The sequence below is a fragment of the Streptomyces sp. NPDC002144 genome (assembly GCF_053593695.1).
On sequence record NZ_JBSFDB010000005.1, the window covers coordinates 243,369 to 261,294 of the forward strand.

The 17,926-nt window shown below is 71.7% G+C and carries 16 protein-coding genes; 4 read left to right on the top strand and 12 right to left on the bottom strand.

Annotated elements, in window-relative coordinates:
* Positions 1-423: 423 nt before the first annotated feature.
* From ACWCQ1_RS10170 to ACWCQ1_RS10200, 7 genes are read right to left on the bottom strand one after another with little or no spacing between them, the layout of a single operon-like run.
* Complete coding sequence (locus tag ACWCQ1_RS10170; protein WP_133047364.1) at positions 424-990, bottom strand: phage tail protein; 567 nt, start codon at positions 988-990, stop codon at positions 424-426.
* Positions 987-2,948, bottom strand: a complete 1,962-nt coding sequence (locus tag ACWCQ1_RS10175) for a putative baseplate assembly protein (RefSeq protein WP_451026233.1) — start codon at positions 2,946-2,948, stop codon at positions 987-989. Before ACWCQ1_RS10175 ends, ACWCQ1_RS10170 begins: the two co-directional genes overlap by 4 nt.
* Positions 2,948-3,391, bottom strand: a complete 444-nt coding sequence (locus ACWCQ1_RS10180; protein ID WP_133047366.1) for a GPW/gp25 family protein — start codon at positions 3,389-3,391, stop codon at positions 2,948-2,950. Before ACWCQ1_RS10180 ends, ACWCQ1_RS10175 begins: the two co-directional genes overlap by 1 nt.
* Before the next feature lie 31 nt (positions 3,392-3,422).
* Positions 3,423-5,315 (bottom strand): VgrG-related protein, encoded by a 1,893-nt coding sequence (locus ACWCQ1_RS10185; RefSeq protein ID WP_133047367.1) that lies wholly within the window; start codon positions 5,313-5,315, stop codon positions 3,423-3,425.
* Positions 5,315-6,040 (bottom strand): CIS tube protein, encoded by a 726-nt coding sequence (locus ACWCQ1_RS10190; RefSeq protein ID WP_133047368.1) that lies wholly within the window; start codon positions 6,038-6,040, stop codon positions 5,315-5,317. Before ACWCQ1_RS10190 ends, ACWCQ1_RS10185 begins: the two co-directional genes overlap by 1 nt.
* Positions 6,041-6,054: 14 nt before the next feature.
* Positions 6,055-6,477, bottom strand: a complete 423-nt coding sequence (locus tag ACWCQ1_RS10195; RefSeq protein ID WP_133047369.1) for a phage tail protein — start codon at positions 6,475-6,477, stop codon at positions 6,055-6,057.
* 53 nt (positions 6,478-6,530) lie between these two features.
* Positions 6,531-6,971, bottom strand: a complete 441-nt coding sequence (locus ACWCQ1_RS10200) for an extensin (protein ID WP_358595782.1) — start codon at positions 6,969-6,971, stop codon at positions 6,531-6,533.
* Between the two features lie 775 nt (positions 6,972-7,746).
* On the opposite strand from ACWCQ1_RS10200, the gene ACWCQ1_RS10205 reads away from it, so the two are divergent.
* Positions 7,747-8,367, top strand: coding sequence for a hypothetical protein (locus ACWCQ1_RS10205; protein ID WP_451026234.1), 621 nt, complete (start codon positions 7,747-7,749; stop codon positions 8,365-8,367).
* A gap of 1,727 nt (positions 8,368-10,094) precedes the next feature.
* On the opposite strand, the gene ACWCQ1_RS10210 is transcribed toward ACWCQ1_RS10205, so the two are convergent.
* From ACWCQ1_RS10210 to ACWCQ1_RS10225, 4 genes are read right to left on the bottom strand one after another with little or no spacing between them, the layout of a single operon-like run.
* A complete protein-coding gene (locus tag ACWCQ1_RS10210; protein ID WP_165955043.1) occupies positions 10,095-10,253 on the bottom strand; it encodes a DUF6760 family protein in 159 nt (52 codons plus the stop codon).
* Positions 10,250-10,771, bottom strand: a complete 522-nt coding sequence (locus ACWCQ1_RS10215; protein ID WP_133047372.1) for a hypothetical protein — start codon at positions 10,769-10,771, stop codon at positions 10,250-10,252. The genes ACWCQ1_RS10210 and ACWCQ1_RS10215 overlap by 4 nt, the downstream gene beginning before the upstream one ends.
* Positions 10,771-11,214 (bottom strand): phage tail protein, encoded by a 444-nt coding sequence (locus tag ACWCQ1_RS10220; protein ID WP_133047373.1) that lies wholly within the window; start codon positions 11,212-11,214, stop codon positions 10,771-10,773. Before ACWCQ1_RS10220 ends, ACWCQ1_RS10215 begins: the two co-directional genes overlap by 1 nt.
* Before the next feature lie 58 nt (positions 11,215-11,272).
* Positions 11,273-12,868, bottom strand: a complete 1,596-nt coding sequence (locus ACWCQ1_RS10225) for a phage tail sheath subtilisin-like domain-containing protein (RefSeq protein ID WP_451026235.1) — start codon at positions 12,866-12,868, stop codon at positions 11,273-11,275.
* 243 nt (positions 12,869-13,111) lie between these two features.
* Here ACWCQ1_RS10225 and ACWCQ1_RS10230 point away from each other — a divergent pair, with 243 nt between their 5' ends.
* Entirely contained in the window at positions 13,112-13,711 is a 600-nt protein-coding gene (locus ACWCQ1_RS10230; protein ID WP_358595793.1) for an eCIS core domain-containing protein, read from the top strand.
* A 15-nt stretch (positions 13,712-13,726) separates the two neighbouring features.
* On the opposite strand, the gene ACWCQ1_RS10235 is transcribed toward ACWCQ1_RS10230, so the two are convergent.
* Positions 13,727-14,785 carry a hypothetical protein gene (locus tag ACWCQ1_RS10235; protein WP_358595796.1) on the bottom strand — a complete coding sequence of 353 codons (1,059 nt, stop codon included), beginning with the start codon at positions 14,783-14,785 and terminating at the stop codon, positions 13,727-13,729.
* Between the two features lie 321 nt (positions 14,786-15,106).
* Between ACWCQ1_RS10235 and ACWCQ1_RS10240 the strand changes: the two genes are divergently transcribed.
* Both ACWCQ1_RS10240 and ACWCQ1_RS10245 read left to right on the top strand, forming a co-directional pair.
* The gene (locus ACWCQ1_RS10240; protein WP_451026236.1) at positions 15,107-16,537 is read left to right on the top strand and encodes a hydrolase; all 1,431 of its coding nucleotides are present in this window, start codon (positions 15,107-15,109) and stop codon (positions 16,535-16,537) included.
* A gap of 3 nt (positions 16,538-16,540) precedes the next feature.
* Positions 16,541-17,920, top strand: coding sequence for a ricin-type beta-trefoil lectin domain protein (locus ACWCQ1_RS10245; protein WP_451026237.1), 1,380 nt, complete (start codon positions 16,541-16,543; stop codon positions 17,918-17,920).
* Positions 17,921-17,926 lie beyond the last annotated feature (6 nt).

The window sequence follows — 17,926 nt, forward strand, 5'->3', positions numbered from 1 at the left end:
AGGTGTGGTGGGTGGCGCCGCCGGATCCGCTGCTCGGGCCAGCCGTATTGCCGAACCCGGCGCCGGATCCGCCGACCGCGCCGTCCGGCCCGTTGCCCGCGCCAGCCGCGCCAGCCGCGCCAGCCGCGCCAGCCGCGCCAGCCGTACCGCCGAACCCGCCGTCGACGGCGCCGGCCCCGGTTTGCGCGTCGGCCCCGCTGCTGGCGCTGCCGCTCGTGTCGGTCAACACGCCGGCGGAAGCCTCCCGTCGGCCCGCCGTGCCGTCCGATTCGTTGCTCGGGTCGGGCGTGGGGTCCGCGGCCGTCGATGGGCGGTTGCTTCTTGGCTCGCGGTCCTTCCAGCTGAGTACCGCGCCGCAGGCGTCGCAGAATGACTGGCCCGGTTCCGCGCGGGTGCCGCATTCGGCGCAGTTCTGGGTGGTCGTCATGGGGACGGGGTCCTTTCGGCGGGAGCGGTGGCGGTCACCTGGACCGTGTACGGCATATGGGCGGGGCGGGCGGTCGCCACGAGGGTGTCCAGGCGGTGGTGGTCCGCCGGAGTGGGCGCGGGGAGGCGGAGGTGGACGTGGAGACGGGGGCGGGGGGTGCCGGGGAACGGGCCGAGCGGGCGGGCGCTCCAGGACGCGCCGCCGCTCTCCGTGATCTCCGGTTCGACGCCGAACGCCAGCCGCACGGCCTCCGCCAGCCCGCGCCGCGTGCCACGGATGCGGTGGAGGTACGCCGCCGCGGCCACGGCCGCCCGCAGCAGCGGCTCCGGTTCGCCGCCGTCCGTCTCAGCGCCCACCCAACTCCCCAGCCACTGGACGAAGTCGAGCGGGGCGAGGGACGGCCTGAAGTAGGTGTCGAGGCAGTCCAGCACGCTGTGGATCGGCGCGACCGTCTCGTCGAGCCCCGCGACGAACCGCTGGGCGAGATCGTCGTCCGCGAAGACGGCCGGCAGCATCATGCCGATCGGCGCGGAGGAGCCGAGACCGTCGATGGACCCCCTCATGCGCCGTCCCCGATCACGCGGACGCGGTGGTCGAACGAGAAGACCAGCGACGGGGCCGAGAGGTCGATGCGGTCCGTCGCCTCGCCCCGCTTGCCGGTCAGCGGGTCCGCCGGGTGCAGGACCACCTCGTCGACCAGTTCCACCCCGGGCACCCGTTGCAGCACCGCGAACACCTCGCCGGCCTGGACGGGACGGCCGAACGGCCAGCCCGTGCCGTTCGCGCCCCCGGTCAGCGGATCCAGGTGCCGGTAGAGCGCGTCATGGGCCTCGCGTCGCACCTTGTCCGTGTCGACGCCCCGGAAGGCGTGGACGGTGGCGACGACGGTCACGCCCTGGTAGTACGGCGGCCCGACCGCCAACCTCGTGCCGATCAGCCGGCGTTCGTCCAGATGGCGCGTGATGCGGTCCAACAGGGCGTCGCCGGGCACCAGTTGCTCGAAGCGCAGCCTGCCGCCGGGGTCCGGGACGGCCTGCGGCACCACCAACACCCGTACCGCGTAGGCCCCGTGCTCGCCCTCCTCGCCCTCCAGGCAGGTGATGCGCGCGGTCTCCGGGGCGGCGCGACGGGCCAGCTCCTCGTAGTCCCGCAGGGTCACCGCCCGCTCCTGGGCCCGCAGCGTGATCGGCGCCCGTACCTTCGCCTCCTCGACCGTCTCGCCGTCCACCCCGCCGCGCGCGGCCTCACGGTTGACGACCTCGGAGACGTACGGGATGGAGGTGCGCAGGATCTGCACCGCGCCCCGGGCCACGTTGCCGGCCCGGCCGCCGCCGGTGCGGTAGCGGCGGGCGCGGATCGGGGAGCCCTTGGGCGCGACCGTGCCGTACTGCCGCAGCGTGCCGTCCGGTTCGCGCACCGCCGGTCCGAAGGCGATCTCCCCGGTCGTCGCGTCGAGGGTGATGTGCCGGTCGTACGGCCCCGAGCCGGCGAAGTTGGGGACCACCTGCCAGTCGACCCAGCCCTCGTGCTCGGCCGTCTGCAGCAGCACCGGCGGGTCGTCGCCGACCACGGGCGCGTGCATCAGCCGAAGCCGCTGACCGGGCAGGCCGGTCGACTCGCCGAGCGCCTCGTCGTACACCGTCTCGGCGTGGACGACACCCGTGGTGCCGCCGACGGTGAAGGCCTCGGCGGCGCGGATGGTGGGCGAGGTGGTGTAGAAGGGCTGGCCGGGCAGCGGCTCGGTGACCCGGCAACGGATCCAGCCGCCCTCCTGACCGGCGTTGCGGGACAGCACGTGCCCGCCGGGCACGTGCAGGACCACCTCACCGGGACGGTTCAGACCGCCGGTGCCGTCCCGGTCGACCTCGCAGGTCTGCCAGCCGTCCGCGGTCCATGCCTCCCACACCAGCGGCGGCTGCCGCGGGTCCACGCCGACGCCGTCCACCCGGCTGTCCAGGTCCAGCGCGACCGCGCAGTGCGGCACGGCCGCGCTCAGCCCCAGCAGCATGCAGTCACCCGGGTCCGGGGACTCCGAGAAGCAGAGCAGGTCCTTGTCGTCCTCGGCCAGGTCATGTGTGCGCTCCACCGCAGCCTCGCCCTTGTGCTGCACCAACAGATGCCGCAACTCGCACGGCACGACGGTCAGTTCGCGCTCGGTGGCGAAGACCACCGCCTCCTCGCTCTCGGTGCGCATGGTGGCCACCTCGGTGCCCAGCGGCACCGCGATCGACTCCTCCTGGGGCGCCGACAGCCAGAACGTCACGTCCGTGCGCGCGGCCGAGGGCGGGAACAGGGTGATCCCGACCAGGTCCAGGAAGGCCAGATGGTTCTTCTCCGGCACCCGGTTGAGCCGGTAGACGATCTGGTCCGCCATGTGCGCCACCGTCTCGACGAGGGTGACGCCCGGGTCGGAGACGTTGTGGTCGGTCCACTCCGGGGCGCGCTGCTGGATGTAGCGCTTGGCGTCGTCGACGAACTGCTGGAAGCGGCGGTCGTCGAGATTGGGGGAGGGCAGGGCCATCAGCGGTCGCTTTCAGGGGAGTTGCCCGCGCCGGGGCCGGCGTCGGGCTCCTCGTGGGACGGAATGACGTAGAACGGGAAGACCAGGCTGCGCGGGTTGTTGGTGCCGCGGATCGAGTAGCGGACGTCGATGAACAGCACGCTCTGGTCGGCGCCCGCCGTGACCTCGACGTCCTCGACCTCGATACGCGGCTCCCAGCGGTCGAGGCTGACGTGCACCTCGTGCTGGATACGGCCCGCGGTCTGCTCGTTGACCGGCGCGAACACCAGGTCGTGGATCGCGCAGCCGAAGTCCGGCCGCATGGGCCGTTCGCCCGGCGAGGTCGACAGGACGAGCCGGATCGCCTCCTCGATCTCGCGCTCCCCGCTGACCAGAGCGATTCCGCCGGTCGGCCCGATGCGCAACGGGAACGACCAGCCGGAACCGACGAACTGCTCGGCCATCAGAACTCCACCTGCCTTGCTCGGGAACGGTTCACAGCGGCGCCGGTACGGGGATGGTGGCGCACAGGAACGTGGGGGCAGCGACCGTGAAGTTGGCTCCCTTGACCGTCGTCAGTGGGGAGTTGAGCTGGAGGGTCGTGAGGCCGGTGAGGTTGGTGAGGGTGCCCGTCATGTTCAGGGCGCCCGTCGCCGTCAGCCCGATCTCGGGCGCGCGCACGTTGACCATGCCGCCCTGGATGCTCAGCGCGGCGCCGCTCTTGATGGTCAGGTTGCGCCGGGCGCTGAGCGACAGATCGGTGCCCGCCTCCACCGAGACCGACCGGCTGCCCTTGATGGTGACCGATCCCTTGCTGTCGATGGTGATCTCGGTCTTCGTCCGGTCCAGGTTGATGGTCAGCTGCTTGTCGCCGGAGATCAGCCGGACCCCCTGTCTGCGCAGGCCGGTCTTCTGGCTGAGCAGGTCCATCCGGTTGCCGTCCCGGTCGGAGACGGTGTGCCGGCTCGCCTTCTTCCGTACGGTGTCGTGCAGCGGCACATCGCTCACCACGGTCGGTTTGTCCCGGCCGTTGTAGAGCCCGCCGATCACGAACGGATGGTCCAGCGCGCCCCGGTCGAAGGCGACCAGCACCTCGTCGTTGACGTCCAGCGGGAAGATCCCGCCCCCGCCGAGGCCGCCCATCTGCACGGTCCGCGTCCAGTCGCTGACATAGGTGTCGTCCAGCCACGGGAACTGCAGCTTCACCCGACCCTGCTTGAGCGGGTCGTTGACGTCGGTGACCAGCGCGTTGGCCACGCTGGGCAGCCGGGGCGCGGTGTCCGCCCCGCCCGAGGCCAGCCCGTACAGCGACCGCCACTGCCGGCCGCTGACCGTCACCCACGACTCGTAGTGCTTGCCGTCCCCGAACACGTGCCGTACGGACGTCACCGTGTACTTGCCCTCGAACGGCACCCCGACGTCCGCGAGCGCCACCGGAACTCCCGGGCGCAGCTTGGGGTTTCCGCGCGCGACGACCTCCAGCTCGGCGAACGAGCCGGTGACGTCGTCGGCGAGCGCGTCCGCGGCGAACTTCACCTCGTTCTGCTTGTCGTAGGGCGTGCCCGTCTCCACGAGCGTCGCCGACGTGAACTTCCCGGCCGCCGCGCCCGGCGAAGTGCCGATGGTGATACCGGGGTTGGAGGAGGCCGGCGAGGTGGCCGTCAGCTTCTTCTTCGTGGTCACGTCCCATCCGCGGGACTCGACCTTGCCCACCTGGTCGGCGGCGGTGACGGCGGCCCGCAGCCGCAGGATGTCGTGCCCGGCCTGCAGGACGAACGGGCTCTTGTCGCCGTCGGTGTCCGGAGAGGGCGCCCCCGCCGCCGACTTGGGCCGCACGAACTGGAACTTGCCGTCCGCGTCGACGGACATCACCATCTCGTTCTCGTCCGCGAGCCGGGCGAGGAAGTCCCAGTCGGTCACATTGGACTGGGAGATGAACTCGTACACCGTCTTCGTCGACTCGATCCGCCCGATCGGCACACCGTCCTTGGCGGCCAGCTTGCGGGCGATGTCGGAGGCGCTCTGGTTGCGGTAGGCGGCCACGCGGCGCTGGCGCAGCAGCCGGTGGCCGAGGTCGTAGCCGCGGATGACGGTGTAGGAGCCGGTGCCGTCGTAGTCGGCCTCAAGTCCCGTGACCTCACCGGTCAGCAGCGGGTCCCCGGCACCCTCGCCGTCCGCCACGGGAGCGAACACCACCTTGGTGCCGAAGGTGATGTTCAGCTTGCCCAGCAGCAGCCGGTACGGGTCGCGGAAGGTCAGCCGGAACGCGGCCGGGACGCCGACGCCCTGGTCGACGTAACTGTCCACCAGGTCCGGGGCGAACTCGGGCGGCAGCTTGGCACCGCCGATCTTCACGTCGACGACGTTGGAGAAAGCGGACTGCACCATCAAGTACGCACCTCCTCGGCGGCCGGCAGCACCAGTTCGACGCCGGTGCGCAGCTGTTGGGGGTCGTCGATGCCGTTGGCCTCGGCGATGGAACGCCAGGCGGCCGCGTTGCCGTACTCGCGCCAGGCCAGCGACTGCAGGGAGTCGCCCGCCACGACCCGGTGCACGCGCTGCGCGGTGAGCGCGCCGGAGGTCGGGTTCTGCCCCTTGGTCTTGCTGGGGATCTCGTGCAACTGGAGCTTGCAGGTGGCGCGGATGGGCACGCCGGTCGTCGAGAACAGCGTGTAACTGGCCTCGACCGAGCTGACGTACGCCGTGAACCGGGCCGTCGAGAACGACCCCCACTGGAAGACGACCCACGGCGGCGAGGGCTGCTTCGCGGCGATGCTCTTGCTCGTCACCTCGCAGCAGGCCAGCAGCGACTCGACCTTCTTCAGCACGGTGTTGCTGGTCGGCTCGTCGGAGGTGTCGAGGAAGATCTCCACACCCATCTCCCGCGGCTCGGCGCCCATGAACTCCGGGAGCGGGCCGTCCCGTTCGATCTGCGCCGGGGTCACCTTCCACTGCGCGCGGCGGGTCAGCGACAGCTGCGCCGGGTTGAAGTCGAAGCCGAACGTCTTGATGATCCCGCCGGGCGTCCTGCTCTTGCCCTTCGGCGGTTCGTGGATCGCGAGCGTGGCGCGTACGAGGCTCTTGCCGGCGCCGCTCTTGCTGCCCTTGGCCATGTCTGCGGTCCCTCTCAGTCCGTGAACCCGTGGTGGGCGATCTCCAGCACCTCGGTCGCCACGGCCGGGCTGGCGGGGTCCAGGGAGGGGCCGGTCCAGCTGACCGGCAGCACGTCGATCAGCCCCCACCGCGCGACTTCCGAACCGTCCGCCCTGAGCGCCGCGATCTGCGCCGTGGGGCGCTTGATGCCGGTCTGCACGGACGAGATCCACTTGGCGACCTTCGCCGTGTCCGGGGTCAGCGGGCGGGTCAGCCGGATGTTCGAGAACGTCACGCGGGTCGGCAGCTGCCAGACGAAGCCGTTGTTGCCGCCCTCCTGGCGCTGCTCGATCTCCACCTGCGACGACAGTCCCTCACAGCCGTTGAAGTAGCCGAGGCTCTCACCGTCGATGCTGAGGGAGAACCAGATGGTGGAGCCCGGGTCCTGGCGGGACATCGCGGCCGGCCTTTCTGTCGTTCGGGGTGGATGGCGGTTGGGGTCGGATGCGGTCAGTGACGGGGGTCGCGGAGCTTGCCGATGCGTTCGCGGTCCAGGCGGAGTTCGGTACGGATCAGGCGGGTGATGCGGCCGATGATCCGGTGCACGAGCTCGTCGAGCTGGAAGTCGGTGAGTTCGCGGGGGTCGAAGGCGCCGGCAGGGATCTCCGTGTACGCGGGCGGGGGTGTGGCCGGTGGGGTGTAGGGCGGGGGCGGTTCGTACGGCGGCGGGGCGGCGGCCGACGCGCTGTACGGGGGCGGGGGGCTGCCGTGCGACTGCGCCTGCGAGTGCGACGGCCGGTGGATGGGGGCGGGCGTGGCGGAGGCGACGACGGCCGCGGCCGACGCGGCGAGGGCACCGGTGGCGGACTTCGCCGGAGGTCTGGCGGGGGACTTGGTCTTCTTGCCGAACCCGAGGCGCTGGACGACGGGTGGGGGAGTGAGGGGGGCCACGGGGAGGGGAGAGGGGGCGCCGGGGGTGGTGGTACGGGGTGCCGGCTGATGTAGGGGGGCGACCTTGAGGGGGGTGGGCGCGGGGGCCGGGTTCGAGGTCGGGGCCGGGGTGGTCGGTGTTGTGGTGCGCTGGACCGGGGGTGGGGGGAGGAGAGTTGGGGGCGTCGGGGCCGCGGGGGGCTGGGGAGTGGGGTGGTGCGGTACCGCGGCGGATCCGAGGAGGGGGGTGGTGTCGGCGGGGGTTGTGGGAAGGGGCGCGCCCAGGGCGGGGCGGCGGGATGTCGTGGAGGGGGCGGTGCTCGGCGGGGAGATGGACTTGGTCCGCTGGACGGAGGGGGTCGGTGTGTCGGTCGTCGAGGCCGCGGAGGTCGTCGGGCGCGGGGGTGAACCGGGGCCTGAGGAGGGCGAGGTGGTGTCGGTGCGCGGGATCGGCGATGCCGACGGGGAAGCGGGCGGTGCGGGAGTCGCTTTGGGCGCAGGGGAGTTGACCGCCGCAGACCCCCGGTGCGCGCTTCGGGAGGGGGCGGGCTGGGAGGCGATCGGGGCTCCGAGACCGGGGCGGTTGGCGGTTCGCTGGACCGGTGGCGCAGGGGGCGCAGAGGGTGTGGAGCGCGGGGTGACGGGCTTGGGGGCTCGCTGGATGGGGGCGCCGACGGGGACGGATGACGTGGGGTGCGTCGGGCGAACTGCCGTCGGATTGGGCGTCGTCGGCTGCGGTGCGGGCGGGTTGGGGGTGCTGCTGGGGGTGGCGTGCCGCTGAACCGGTGAAGGAGCGGTGACGGAGGACTGCTCCGTCCGCTGGATGGCCGGGCCGGTTCCGATTCCGGTTTCGGTACGCGTGGTGGAGGCCGGAGTGTGGGGCTGTGGCTCCGGGGCCACGGGTGCGCCGCTGCTCGGACTGGCGGTGTTCGAGGCCGGCGTGGCCGCCGTCCGCTGGACAGGCGTGGGATGCGCGGTCGACGCCGTCCCCGACCGATGCGCGGCGGGGGGTGCTGCGGGGCTCGGGGCGCTCGTGGGCGTTGTGCTCGACGGCGCCCCGGGCCGATGTGCCGTGGACGCGGTGGTCGTTGCCCGCTGTACGGAGGGCGCTGCCGGGGAGCCGGTAACGGTGCTGGCCGGCTCCGTGCGCTGGGTGGGGCTCGGGGTGTGTGTCGGCGCGGTGCTCGACGTGGACGTCGGCAGGTGCGACGCCGGTGTGGTCGGCGCGTGCTGGGTCGACGTGGGGTTCGTGTCCGACGTTGGGCGCGGTTGGTGCGCTGGGGCCGTGACACGCTGCACCGGGGGTGACGTCGGGGTGTCGGCGATGGGGGCAGTCGGCTCGCTGCCCTGGACTGGGGCCTCGGAAGAGTTCTGCGTCTGGGTGGGTGCGCTGGTCGGCGTCGGTACCGGCCGGTGAGGGGCGGGCGCGGCCACCGTGCGCTGGACGGACATGGGGCCCGAGTTCGAAGCACCCCCCGCCCGCTGTACGGGGGCTCCCGCGGGGACGCCCGTCGCAGGAGTGGTCGGCCGTGCTCCGGACGGACCGGTAGGTGCGCCGGCCCCCGTGCGCTGTACGTCGACCGGAGGCGCTGCGGGCGAACCGGCCTGGCCGGCCGGTGTGTTCACGGACGTCGGCTGGGACGGAGACGGTGCCGTGGTGCCAGGCGCACTGAGATTCGCAGTCGTCGCGCGGGCACGCTGGACGGGTACCGGTGCCGGGAGTGCCGTACCGCTGCTGTTGCTGGACGAGGAGTGTGAACCGCCGGGGGCTGGGAGTGCCGTATCGCTGCTGTTGCTGGATGAGGAGTGTGATCCGCCGGGGGCTGGGAGTGCCGTATCGCTGCTGTTGCTGGATGAGGAGTGTGATCCGCCGGGGGCTGGGAGTGCCGTACCGCTGCTGTTGCTGGACGAGGGCCGTGATCCGCCGGGGGCCCGGAGTGCCGTACCGCCGCTGTCGCTGGACGAGGGCCGTGAACCGCCGGAGGCCGGAGGTGCCGCACCGCCGCCGTCGTTCGAGGAGGACCGGGGACCGTCCGAGCCGGAGACCGCGCGGCGTTGGACGTCGGGGGATGCCGGGACCGCCGGGATGCGCGGGGGCATGGGCGCCGTCACTGTGCCGCCACTGGACGAGTTCCCGTGCGTGGGCTGCCCCTGTGCAGGCGCATCCGGCGCGACACCGGAAGGCCGACCGGGACCCCGTACAGGACCAGACGGCTCAGCACCCGTGACGGCCCTCGTGCTCCCCGAAGCCGGACCGGCCGGCGTCCGCTGAACCGACGCTCCCACGCCACCGTCGTTCGAGACCGTCCCGGCCGGTGAGGAGGAGGATGTCGGCTCAGGTGCAACTTGGCCCGTGGCACTGTCAGTTGATGCCGACACCGACTCGCTCGCAGGCGTCGGAGTCTGTCGGGCCACCGGCAGGGTCCGTCGCTGTACGGCCGCTGTCCCGGTCCGGGTCTTCGTCAGGGACCTCGGTGGAGATGACGAAGAAGCGGCCGGTACCGGGGTCACCCGGACCCCGGGAGCTGGGCGCGGCGCTGCTGCGGGGGCCTGTGTCGGAGCCGCCCGCCACTGGGGTGCACGAGCCGAAGCCGAGGGGACCGGGGCCTGTTCCCCGTTGCCCGAACCGGAGGTCGGCACAGCCGCGCTCCGCGTCCCCGTCCCCACTCCCGTCCCCGACTCCCGCGCCGGAAGCGCCCGCAGCGGTACCGCCGGAGTGCGCTGCACCGGGGTGACGGGGTCGGCCAGGGGCAGGGCGCCGGCGTGGCGTTCGAGGCCCGGCACCGGCCGGCCCACGGCCGTACGCGGCGCGTCACCGGCGAGACTCGCGCTCGCGCGTCCGTCCAGCACCGCAGGGGAGGCCGTACCCGCGAACGACGGGTTCTGCCAGGTCGGCAACCGCCCACCGAACCCGGCGTCCGCCACCTCGGCCCGCCCGGGCACCACGGCCCGCTGAATCGGCGGCAACCCAGGCCATGAGGCGGCCACGACGGGGCGCGCCCGCGTGTCCGCGGCAGAGGCGGCAGGGTGAGGGCTCGCGGGCTCCACCGCCCGCACACCACCCTCACCGTCAGCCGTGACGTCGACCCGAGGCACGTCCGCGCCTTCGGTCCGCTTCCGCAACCGGTCCAGGAACCCCACCGTTCAGCCCTCCGCCCCGGCCCGGGTCACCAGGGACGCGATCTCGTCCGTGAAGCGGCGGCGGTCGTGGTGCTCCAGGTCCAGGATCTCGTCCATGCTCCAGTGGAAGTGGTAGGCGACGTACGCGATCTCCTCGTGCAGCCGGTCGGTCGCGTACGTCACGATTCCCCCAGGCGGCTCCCGCCGAGTTCCACCTCGAAGGGCTCCGAGCAGTGCGGACACCGGACCGCCGCCCGGGTGTGCCCCTCCGCGTTGATCTGGCGGTAGAAGTCCTGCAGGAACGCCAGGTCGGAGGCGAACATGTTCTCCACGATCCCGTCGTGCACCATGGGCAGCGTGCCCAGACGGGTGATGACCCGGCCGAGCAGGACCACGGACAGGTACGCCGGGTTCTCCTGCACACGGACGTCCCGCAGCGGCACCAGCTCGTCCCGTGCCGTCGACAGACGCATCACGCCGTCCCGGTGGACGGTGCCCGTCTCGTCGACGTACCCGCGCGGCAGCTGGAAGGGGAACTCCGTGCGCAGTGACTCCTGTTGGCGCACGGGGGCCGACGCGGGAGCCGGGGCCGGTGTCGCCTCCGGCCCCGGCAGCTCCCGGTCCGTCTCCGGCGCGGACGCCGCCGCGTCCGCGCCGGAGTACGTGACGGCGGCGCCGGCCCTGGCAGCCGAACGCCGCATTACTCGATGACCAGTTCTTCGAACGCGATGGTCACGGTCTCGGTGAGCGCGGCGGCCTCGCCCGCCTTCACCGTGCTCGCGTCGATCTTGTTGCACCAGGCGTTGCGCAGGTGGTAGCGCTTCACCGGGTTGTTCTGGAAGTCCATCATGATGATCGACGCGTTCTTGCGGGCCGTCGTCATCTGACCGCTGATCGACTCGTTGATCCACTGGGTGAACGAGGCCGACTGGGTCATACCGCGGACGACCGTACAGGTGCCGTTCTTCTTCACGCCCGGCAGGTTCTTGACCACGTTCTGGCCGTTCGGGGTGTTCTGCTGGTAGGTGATGACGTCCTGCTCAATGCTCAGACCGCTGACCTCGGCGAGGTACTCGACCATCACGCCGTCGATCTGCAGGCCGAAATTGTGTGAGGTGAGGGCGTCACCCGGCTGGAGACTCATGTTTTCGCTGTCCTTCTAAGGGTCTCGAAAAGGGCCGTACGGAGGCTCGGCGCGCGGCCTACTCCTCCAACTCCCCGCTGCCGCTGGAGAACTGGGCCAGCCGGAAGATCACGAACTCGGCCGGCTTGACCGGCGCGATGCCGATCTCGCAGACCACCCGGCCGACGTCGACCGACTCCGGCGGGTTGGTCTCCTCGTCACACTTGACGTAGAACGCCTCCTCGGGCCGCTGGCCGAACAGGGCGCCGCTGCGCCACTCGTTGACCAGGAACGCCGAGATGTTGCGCCGGATCCGGGCCCACAGGGCGTGGTCGTTCGGCTCGAACACCACCCACTGGGTGCCGATCAGGATCGACTCCTCCAGGTAGTTGAAGTACCGGCGGATGTTCAGGTAGCGCCAGGCCGGGTCGGAGGAGAGGGTGCGGGCGCCCCAGACGCGGATGCCCCGGCCCGGGAAGGCACGGATGCAGTTGACGCCGATGGGGTTGAGCAGGTCCTGCTCACCGCGGGTGATCTGGATCTCCAGGTCCACCGCGCCGCGGACGACCTCGTTGGCGGGCGCCTTGTGCACACCGCGCTCGGAGTCGTTGCGGGCCCAGATGCCGGCCACGTGACCGCTCGGCGGGATCAGCCGCGAGGAGCCGCTGGCGGGGTCGAAGGTCTTGATCCAGGGGTAGTACAGGGCCGCGTACTTGGAGTCGTAGCCGGCCGTCTCCTGGCGCCAGACCCGGATCTGACGGGCGTTCAGGCCCGGCGGGGGGTCGATGACCGCGACGCGGTCGCCCATCAGCTCGCAGTGCGCGATCAGACCCAGCTGGACCGCCTTGACGGCCTCCAGGTCGATCGCGCCGCGCTGGTAGGCGGCCATCAGGTCGGGCACGGCGACCATGGAGATCTCGTCCACGGCCTCCAGACCGCCGAAGCCGGTGCGGTCGGCGGAGTCGCCGAGGTACTGGGCGGGACCGGGGTGCGAGCCGTTCTCGACGGCCTTGTCCGGTACGGCGGGCGCGGGCGCCGGGGCCGCGAGGGCCACCGTCTGGTTGTCCGGGCGGACCAGCTGCGCGGCCGGCGCGGCCTCGGTCACGGTGATGAGCTTCGAGCGCTCCTTCACCTGCGTGACCACGTAGTTGCGGCCGCCCTTCTTGGCGGTCACGTCGAAGCTCTCGACGGCCTTGTCGCCGTCCTTGACGATCAGCTTGAACCGCTCGGCGGGGCCCTCGCCCTCCGGGTCGGCGACCTCGACGCTCAGCGAGCCGTTGCTGCCGGAGGCGATGGCCGTCACGGAGAACGTGCCGATCTGCTTCGGCTCGGCCGCCGGCAGCGCGGCCTTCGCGGCGGAGCCGGTCACGGCGGCGGGGGTGGCGCCGGCCGCGGCCGCGGCGTCGTCGGCGGAACCGCCCACGCGCACGACGTACGCGGCGCTGCCGCCGTTCTGGAAGAAGCCGTAGACCGAGTGCGCGAGGTAGTACCCGTCGGTGAACTCACCGAAGCTCGCGACGTACTGGCTCCAGTTGGTCACCAGCGTCGGCTCGTCGAGCGGACCGGTCGGGGCGAGCCCCACGAAGGCCGCGACCGACGTGCCCACCCCTTCGATGGGACGCGAGCCGCTGGCCACCTCCTCGACGTAGACGCCGGGCGACAGGTAGGACGGCATGCTCTGCTCTCCTCGGGGTACGAGACAGGAACGCCCTCAGCCTCACGCGCGCGCAAGCTCCCGGGAAACGGCCTCCGGTGCCGGACCTCGGGCAACCCGGCTGCCCCCAAGGGCAGTCGCGTGCTGCCCGCGCCCCGCTCCGCCGCGGGATCTGCCCGCGGGTCTGCCCCTGAGGTCCTTCCCCTCTTGCGCCCGAGCCGTTATCCCGGGAGTCAGACATCCCGTCCGCGACCGGGAAGGCCCATGCGCGCACACGAAGAGAACCGCTCGTCCGCCGACCGCACACCCGCACCCGCCCGGTCCGCCGCCCCGCTGCCGCCGCTGCTCGCCCTGCAGCGCGCCGCCGGCAACGCCGCCGTCACGCGCGCCCTCCAGGAGGCGCGGCACGAGCACGGCCCCGACTGCGGCCACACCGCAGAGGTCCAGCGGGACGCGTCCGCGCAGCCGGCCGTTCAGCGCCGCGCGTCGGTGTTCGAGGCGACGAGCTCGCCGGGCAGCCGGCTGGAGCCGCGGATCCAGGCGAAGGCGGAGCAGGCGTACGGCATGAGCTTCGCCCATGTCCGGGTGCACTCCGGGCCGGTGGCACAGCGCTCGGCCCTGGAGTACGGTGCCCGCGCCTACACCTCCGGCTCCGACATCGTGGTGGGCGCCCAGGGCATCGACGACGAGACGCTGTTCCACGAGATCGACCACGTCCACCAGCAGAGCTCGGGGCCCGTGGCCGGCACCGACGACGGCTCGGGCGCACGGGTCTCCGACCCCGGCGACCCCTTCGAGCGCAGGGCCGCCGCCAACGGCCGCAGGATGGCCCAGGGCGCCGCCCCGGACCTGGGCGGCGCCTGACGGTCCGAGTCCGGCCTATTCGTCGTCCCGGAAGCTCAGCAGGTTCGGGTTCGCCTTCTTTTTCTTCTTCGGCTTCCGGACGACGGTCCCGGGCTCGTCGTCGGGCCGTACCGGCGACTGCGACGCGGGGCGCCGCCTGCTCGGCGCCGCGGGCCGGGGCGCCATCTCCTCGGGCTCCTCCTGGAGGTGCTGGAAGTACTGCCGGAGGTGTTCGGGGACGTTCCCCTCGAACATCGAGTCCCATGTCTCCCGGTCGTTCTCCCGGCGGCCGAGCCGGAACTCCCGCTCCATGAGGTTCCTGCGGGCGTCGAGGTCCATCTCCCTGATGGCGTCCTCGACACCGAACACCTTCGTGACCGCGCCCGCCGGGATCGTGCCCTTGATGAGCACTTCCTGGTCGCTCGTCGCCATGGAACCGATGTCCGACCGCTCCGCCAGGTTGGTCTGCCCGTGGACGGCTGGGTCTCCGAGGTTCACCAGCCGGGTCCCGGAGCCGAGGCCGCTCACGTCGATCTCGATCACCGGGGCCCACTGCTTGACCCGGCGCGGCTTCTGGCCGTATTCCAGGTTCTCCGCGGGCCCCTCCTTGAAGTTGTACCTGGAGTAGGTGGTGGCCCGTTCGCGGCTCGGGCTGAAGGAGATGTACTGCGTGCCGTAGTTGTCTCCCGCCACGTGGTGGGCCACGGTCAACGTCGCGTGCGGATCGACGGGTTCGATGTCCCGGCCCTCCGGCCACTGCCTGAGGGTCTGGTAGATCCGTTTCACCTCGGCGGAGGTCGAGATCCCCTCGCCGAGGTTCCCGTCGGCCCTCGCCGTGACGGACGACGCGTCCTGGCGGCGCTTGACCTGCGACTCGATCCGGATCGCCCGGTACAGCTTCTGCGGTCCGCCCGCGGCGAGGTACTCGGCGACGGTCTGCTCGTACGGCTGGTGCTGCGGCTGCGTCCCGGTCGCCGGCTCCTGGGTGGTCGCCGTGCGCTGAACCGTCCGCGCGGCCGCCGCGTTCCCCGCCGATGCCTGGATCGCGGCCATCGAGCCGGGGCTGAGCGCCCCCCGGGACCGTGGGTCCGTCACGGCCGGGACGGGATGGGGCGGCGGCGTACGGCGAGGTGTCGTCACCCGTGCGCCACCGGCCCGCTGCTCCGTGACTCTTGTGCCGTCCTGGGTGTGCATGCAACCTCTTCCTGGCCGGGAACGCGGTAGGGCTACTCCTCGATACCCGGGCCGGCCGGCCGACGCCAGGTACGGAAGGCCGCAACGGCGCGGCCGAAGGGGCAGACCCTGTCGCACGAGGGGGCCGGAAGCCCTCCGGCCCTGCCCTCGATGGCCCCGAGGGCAGGGAGCTGTGCACGGAAGACTCCTGACCGCCCGCCCGCGCCCGCCTAGCGTCGACGCGTGAGCCTGTGGACTTCCCTGGAACCCGCCTCCGCGACTGTGGACCCGGGTGGCAGTGCACGTGTGCGGTTGCGGTTGCGCAATACCGGTGACGTGGTGGACGAGTACCGGTTCGAGCCGGTGGGGCCGGTGGCGCCCTGGACGAGGGTCGAGCCGCAGTCGTTGCGGTTGTATCCGGGGACGACGGGGACGGTGGAGCTGACGTTCGCTCCGCCGCGTACGCCGGATGCGGCGGCGGGCCCGAATCCGTATGCGGTGCGGATCACGCCGACGGAGCATCCGGAGGCGACGACGGTTCCGGAGGGGAATCTGACGATCACGCCGTTCACGGAGGTGCGGGCGGAGTTGGTGCCGCCGACGGTGAAGGGGCGTTTTCGGGGCCGGCCGCGGCTGGCGGTGGACAATCTGGGCAACACGAAGCTGACGGCGTCCATCGGCGGCAGCGACAACGGTGATCAGTTGTCGTACGACATCCATCCGAGCAATGTGCAGATCGAGCCGGGGCGTGCGGCGTTCGTGAAGGCGACGCTGAAGCCGCGCCGGATCATCTGGTTCGGGAGCAGGGAGCAGCATCCCTACACGCTGAACGTGGTCCGTTCGGGCACCAACCCGCTTCCGGTGGAGGGGACTTACCTGCAGCGGGGGTTCCTGCCCCGGTGGCTTGCGACGTTCTTCGGTGTCTTCATGGCGCTCGGGATCACCTTCGTGATGCTGTGGATCGCCTACAAGCCCGCCGTCAACTCCGGCGCCACCGAGAAGACCGTCGAGGCCGGTGCCACCCTCGCGCCCAGCCCCTCGGCCACCTCGGCGCCGGTGATGCCGGCGCCCCCCGCCACGACCAGCGCCCCGCCGCCCGCCAACTCGGGGGCCGACGCAGGGGCGAACGGATCCGGCGGCGGAGGCGGGGGCGGTGCTTCGGCCCCGAAGCCGGCCAAGCCCAAGCCGGACACCGCGGCGACCGCCGTGAACCGGCTGGCGAAGAACGACCCCGGCGGCCGGCACGTCTGCTACCGCGCCTACGTCCAGGGCGACGGCTGGCAGAAGCCGGTGTGCGACGGCACCGTGGCCGGCACGGTCGGTCAGGGCCAGGCGATCATGGCCCTCAACGTCGCGGTGTACGGCGTCCAGGGGTCCGCCGGCAACGCCATGGTCTACAACCCCCAGTCGACCAACGGCCAGGGCACCTGGAAGCCGAACTGGACGGCCATCGTCGCGGACCGCAAGGACAACTACATCGGCAGCACCAAGGAGGGTGCCCCCTACATGGTGACCTTCGTCTGGAACGTCGGCTCCGGTCAGCTGTGCAGCGTGGTCAAGATCAGCGGCCAGAACTGGGACGGCCAGACCTGCAACAACGCCCGCCCCGACCTCAACACGGCCGGCCACTTCGACAATTCGCGCTTCGTCGAGGCGATCAAGCTGACGGTGTGACGCGTGAGCCTGTGGACTTCCCTGGAACCCGCCTCCGCGACTGTGGACCCGGGTGGCAGTGCACGTGTGCGGTTGCGGTTGCGCAATACCGGTGACGTGGTGGACGAGTACCGGTTCGAGCCGGTGGGGCCGGTGGCGCCCTGGACGAGGGTCGAGCCGCAGTCGTTGCGGTTGTATCCGGGGACGACGGGGACGGTGGAGCTGACGTTCGCTCCGCCGCGTACGCCGGATGCGGCGGCGGGCCCGAATCCGTATGCGGTGCGGATCACGCCGACGGAGCATCCGGAGGCGACGACGGTTCCGGAGGGGAATCTGACGATCACGCCGTTCACGGAGGTGCGGGCGGAGTTGGTGCCGCCGACGGTGAAGGGGCGTTTTCGGGGCCGGCCGCGGCTGGCGGTGGACAATCTGGGCAACACGAAGCTGACGGCGTCCATCGGCGGCAGCGACAACGGTGATCAGTTGTCGTACGACATCCATCCGAGCAATGTGCAGATCGAGCCGGGGCGTGCGGCGTTCGTGAAGGCGACGCTGAAGCCGCGCCGGATCATCTGGTTCGGGAGCAGGGAGCAGCATCCCTACACGCTGAACGTGGTCCGTTCGGGCACCAACCCGCTTCCGGTGGAGGGGACTTACCTGCAGCGGGGGTTCCTGCCCCGGTGGCTTGCGACGTTCTTCGGTGTCTTCATGGCGCTCGGGATCACCTTCGTGATGCTGTGGATCGCCTACAAGCCCGCCGTCAACTCCGGCGCCACCGAGAAGACCGTCGAGGCGGCCAACACACTGGCCCCGACGCCCACGCCGACACCCGCCCTCACGCCCGCCGCCCCTCCGGCGTCCACCCCCGTGCAGGGCGGTGGCGCCGAGCAGCCCAAGGGGAGCGGGGACTCGGGGACTTCGCAGGGGTCCGGCTCGTCCGCGGGCGGTGGCAAGAAGTCCGGGGGCGGGACCTCGAAGGCCACGCCCAGGAAGACCGCGACCCCCGTCGTGGGGCAACTCATCATCGGGCAGGGCTCGAACCGCTGCATCGACGTCACCGACGCGCAGAACGGCGTCGGCAAGGACGGGAAGCAGCTGCAGCTGTGGGACTGTGCCGGAAGCGCCAACCAGAAGTGGGACTTCCGCGGTGACGGCACCGTCCGCTCCGTCGGGATGTGCATGGACGTGGCGTGGGGCTCCAAGGACGACGGGGCGCACATCCAGCTGGCGCGGTGCAGCGGCAACCCGGCCCAGCAGTTCGTCCTGAGCCAGGCCGGCGACCTGGTCAACCCGCAGGCCGACAAGTGCGTGGACGCCACGGACAACGGCACCGGCAATGGCACCAAGCTCCAGCTGTGGACCTGCTCCGGCACACCCAACCAGAAGTGGCGCGTGCAGAACTGATCCGGG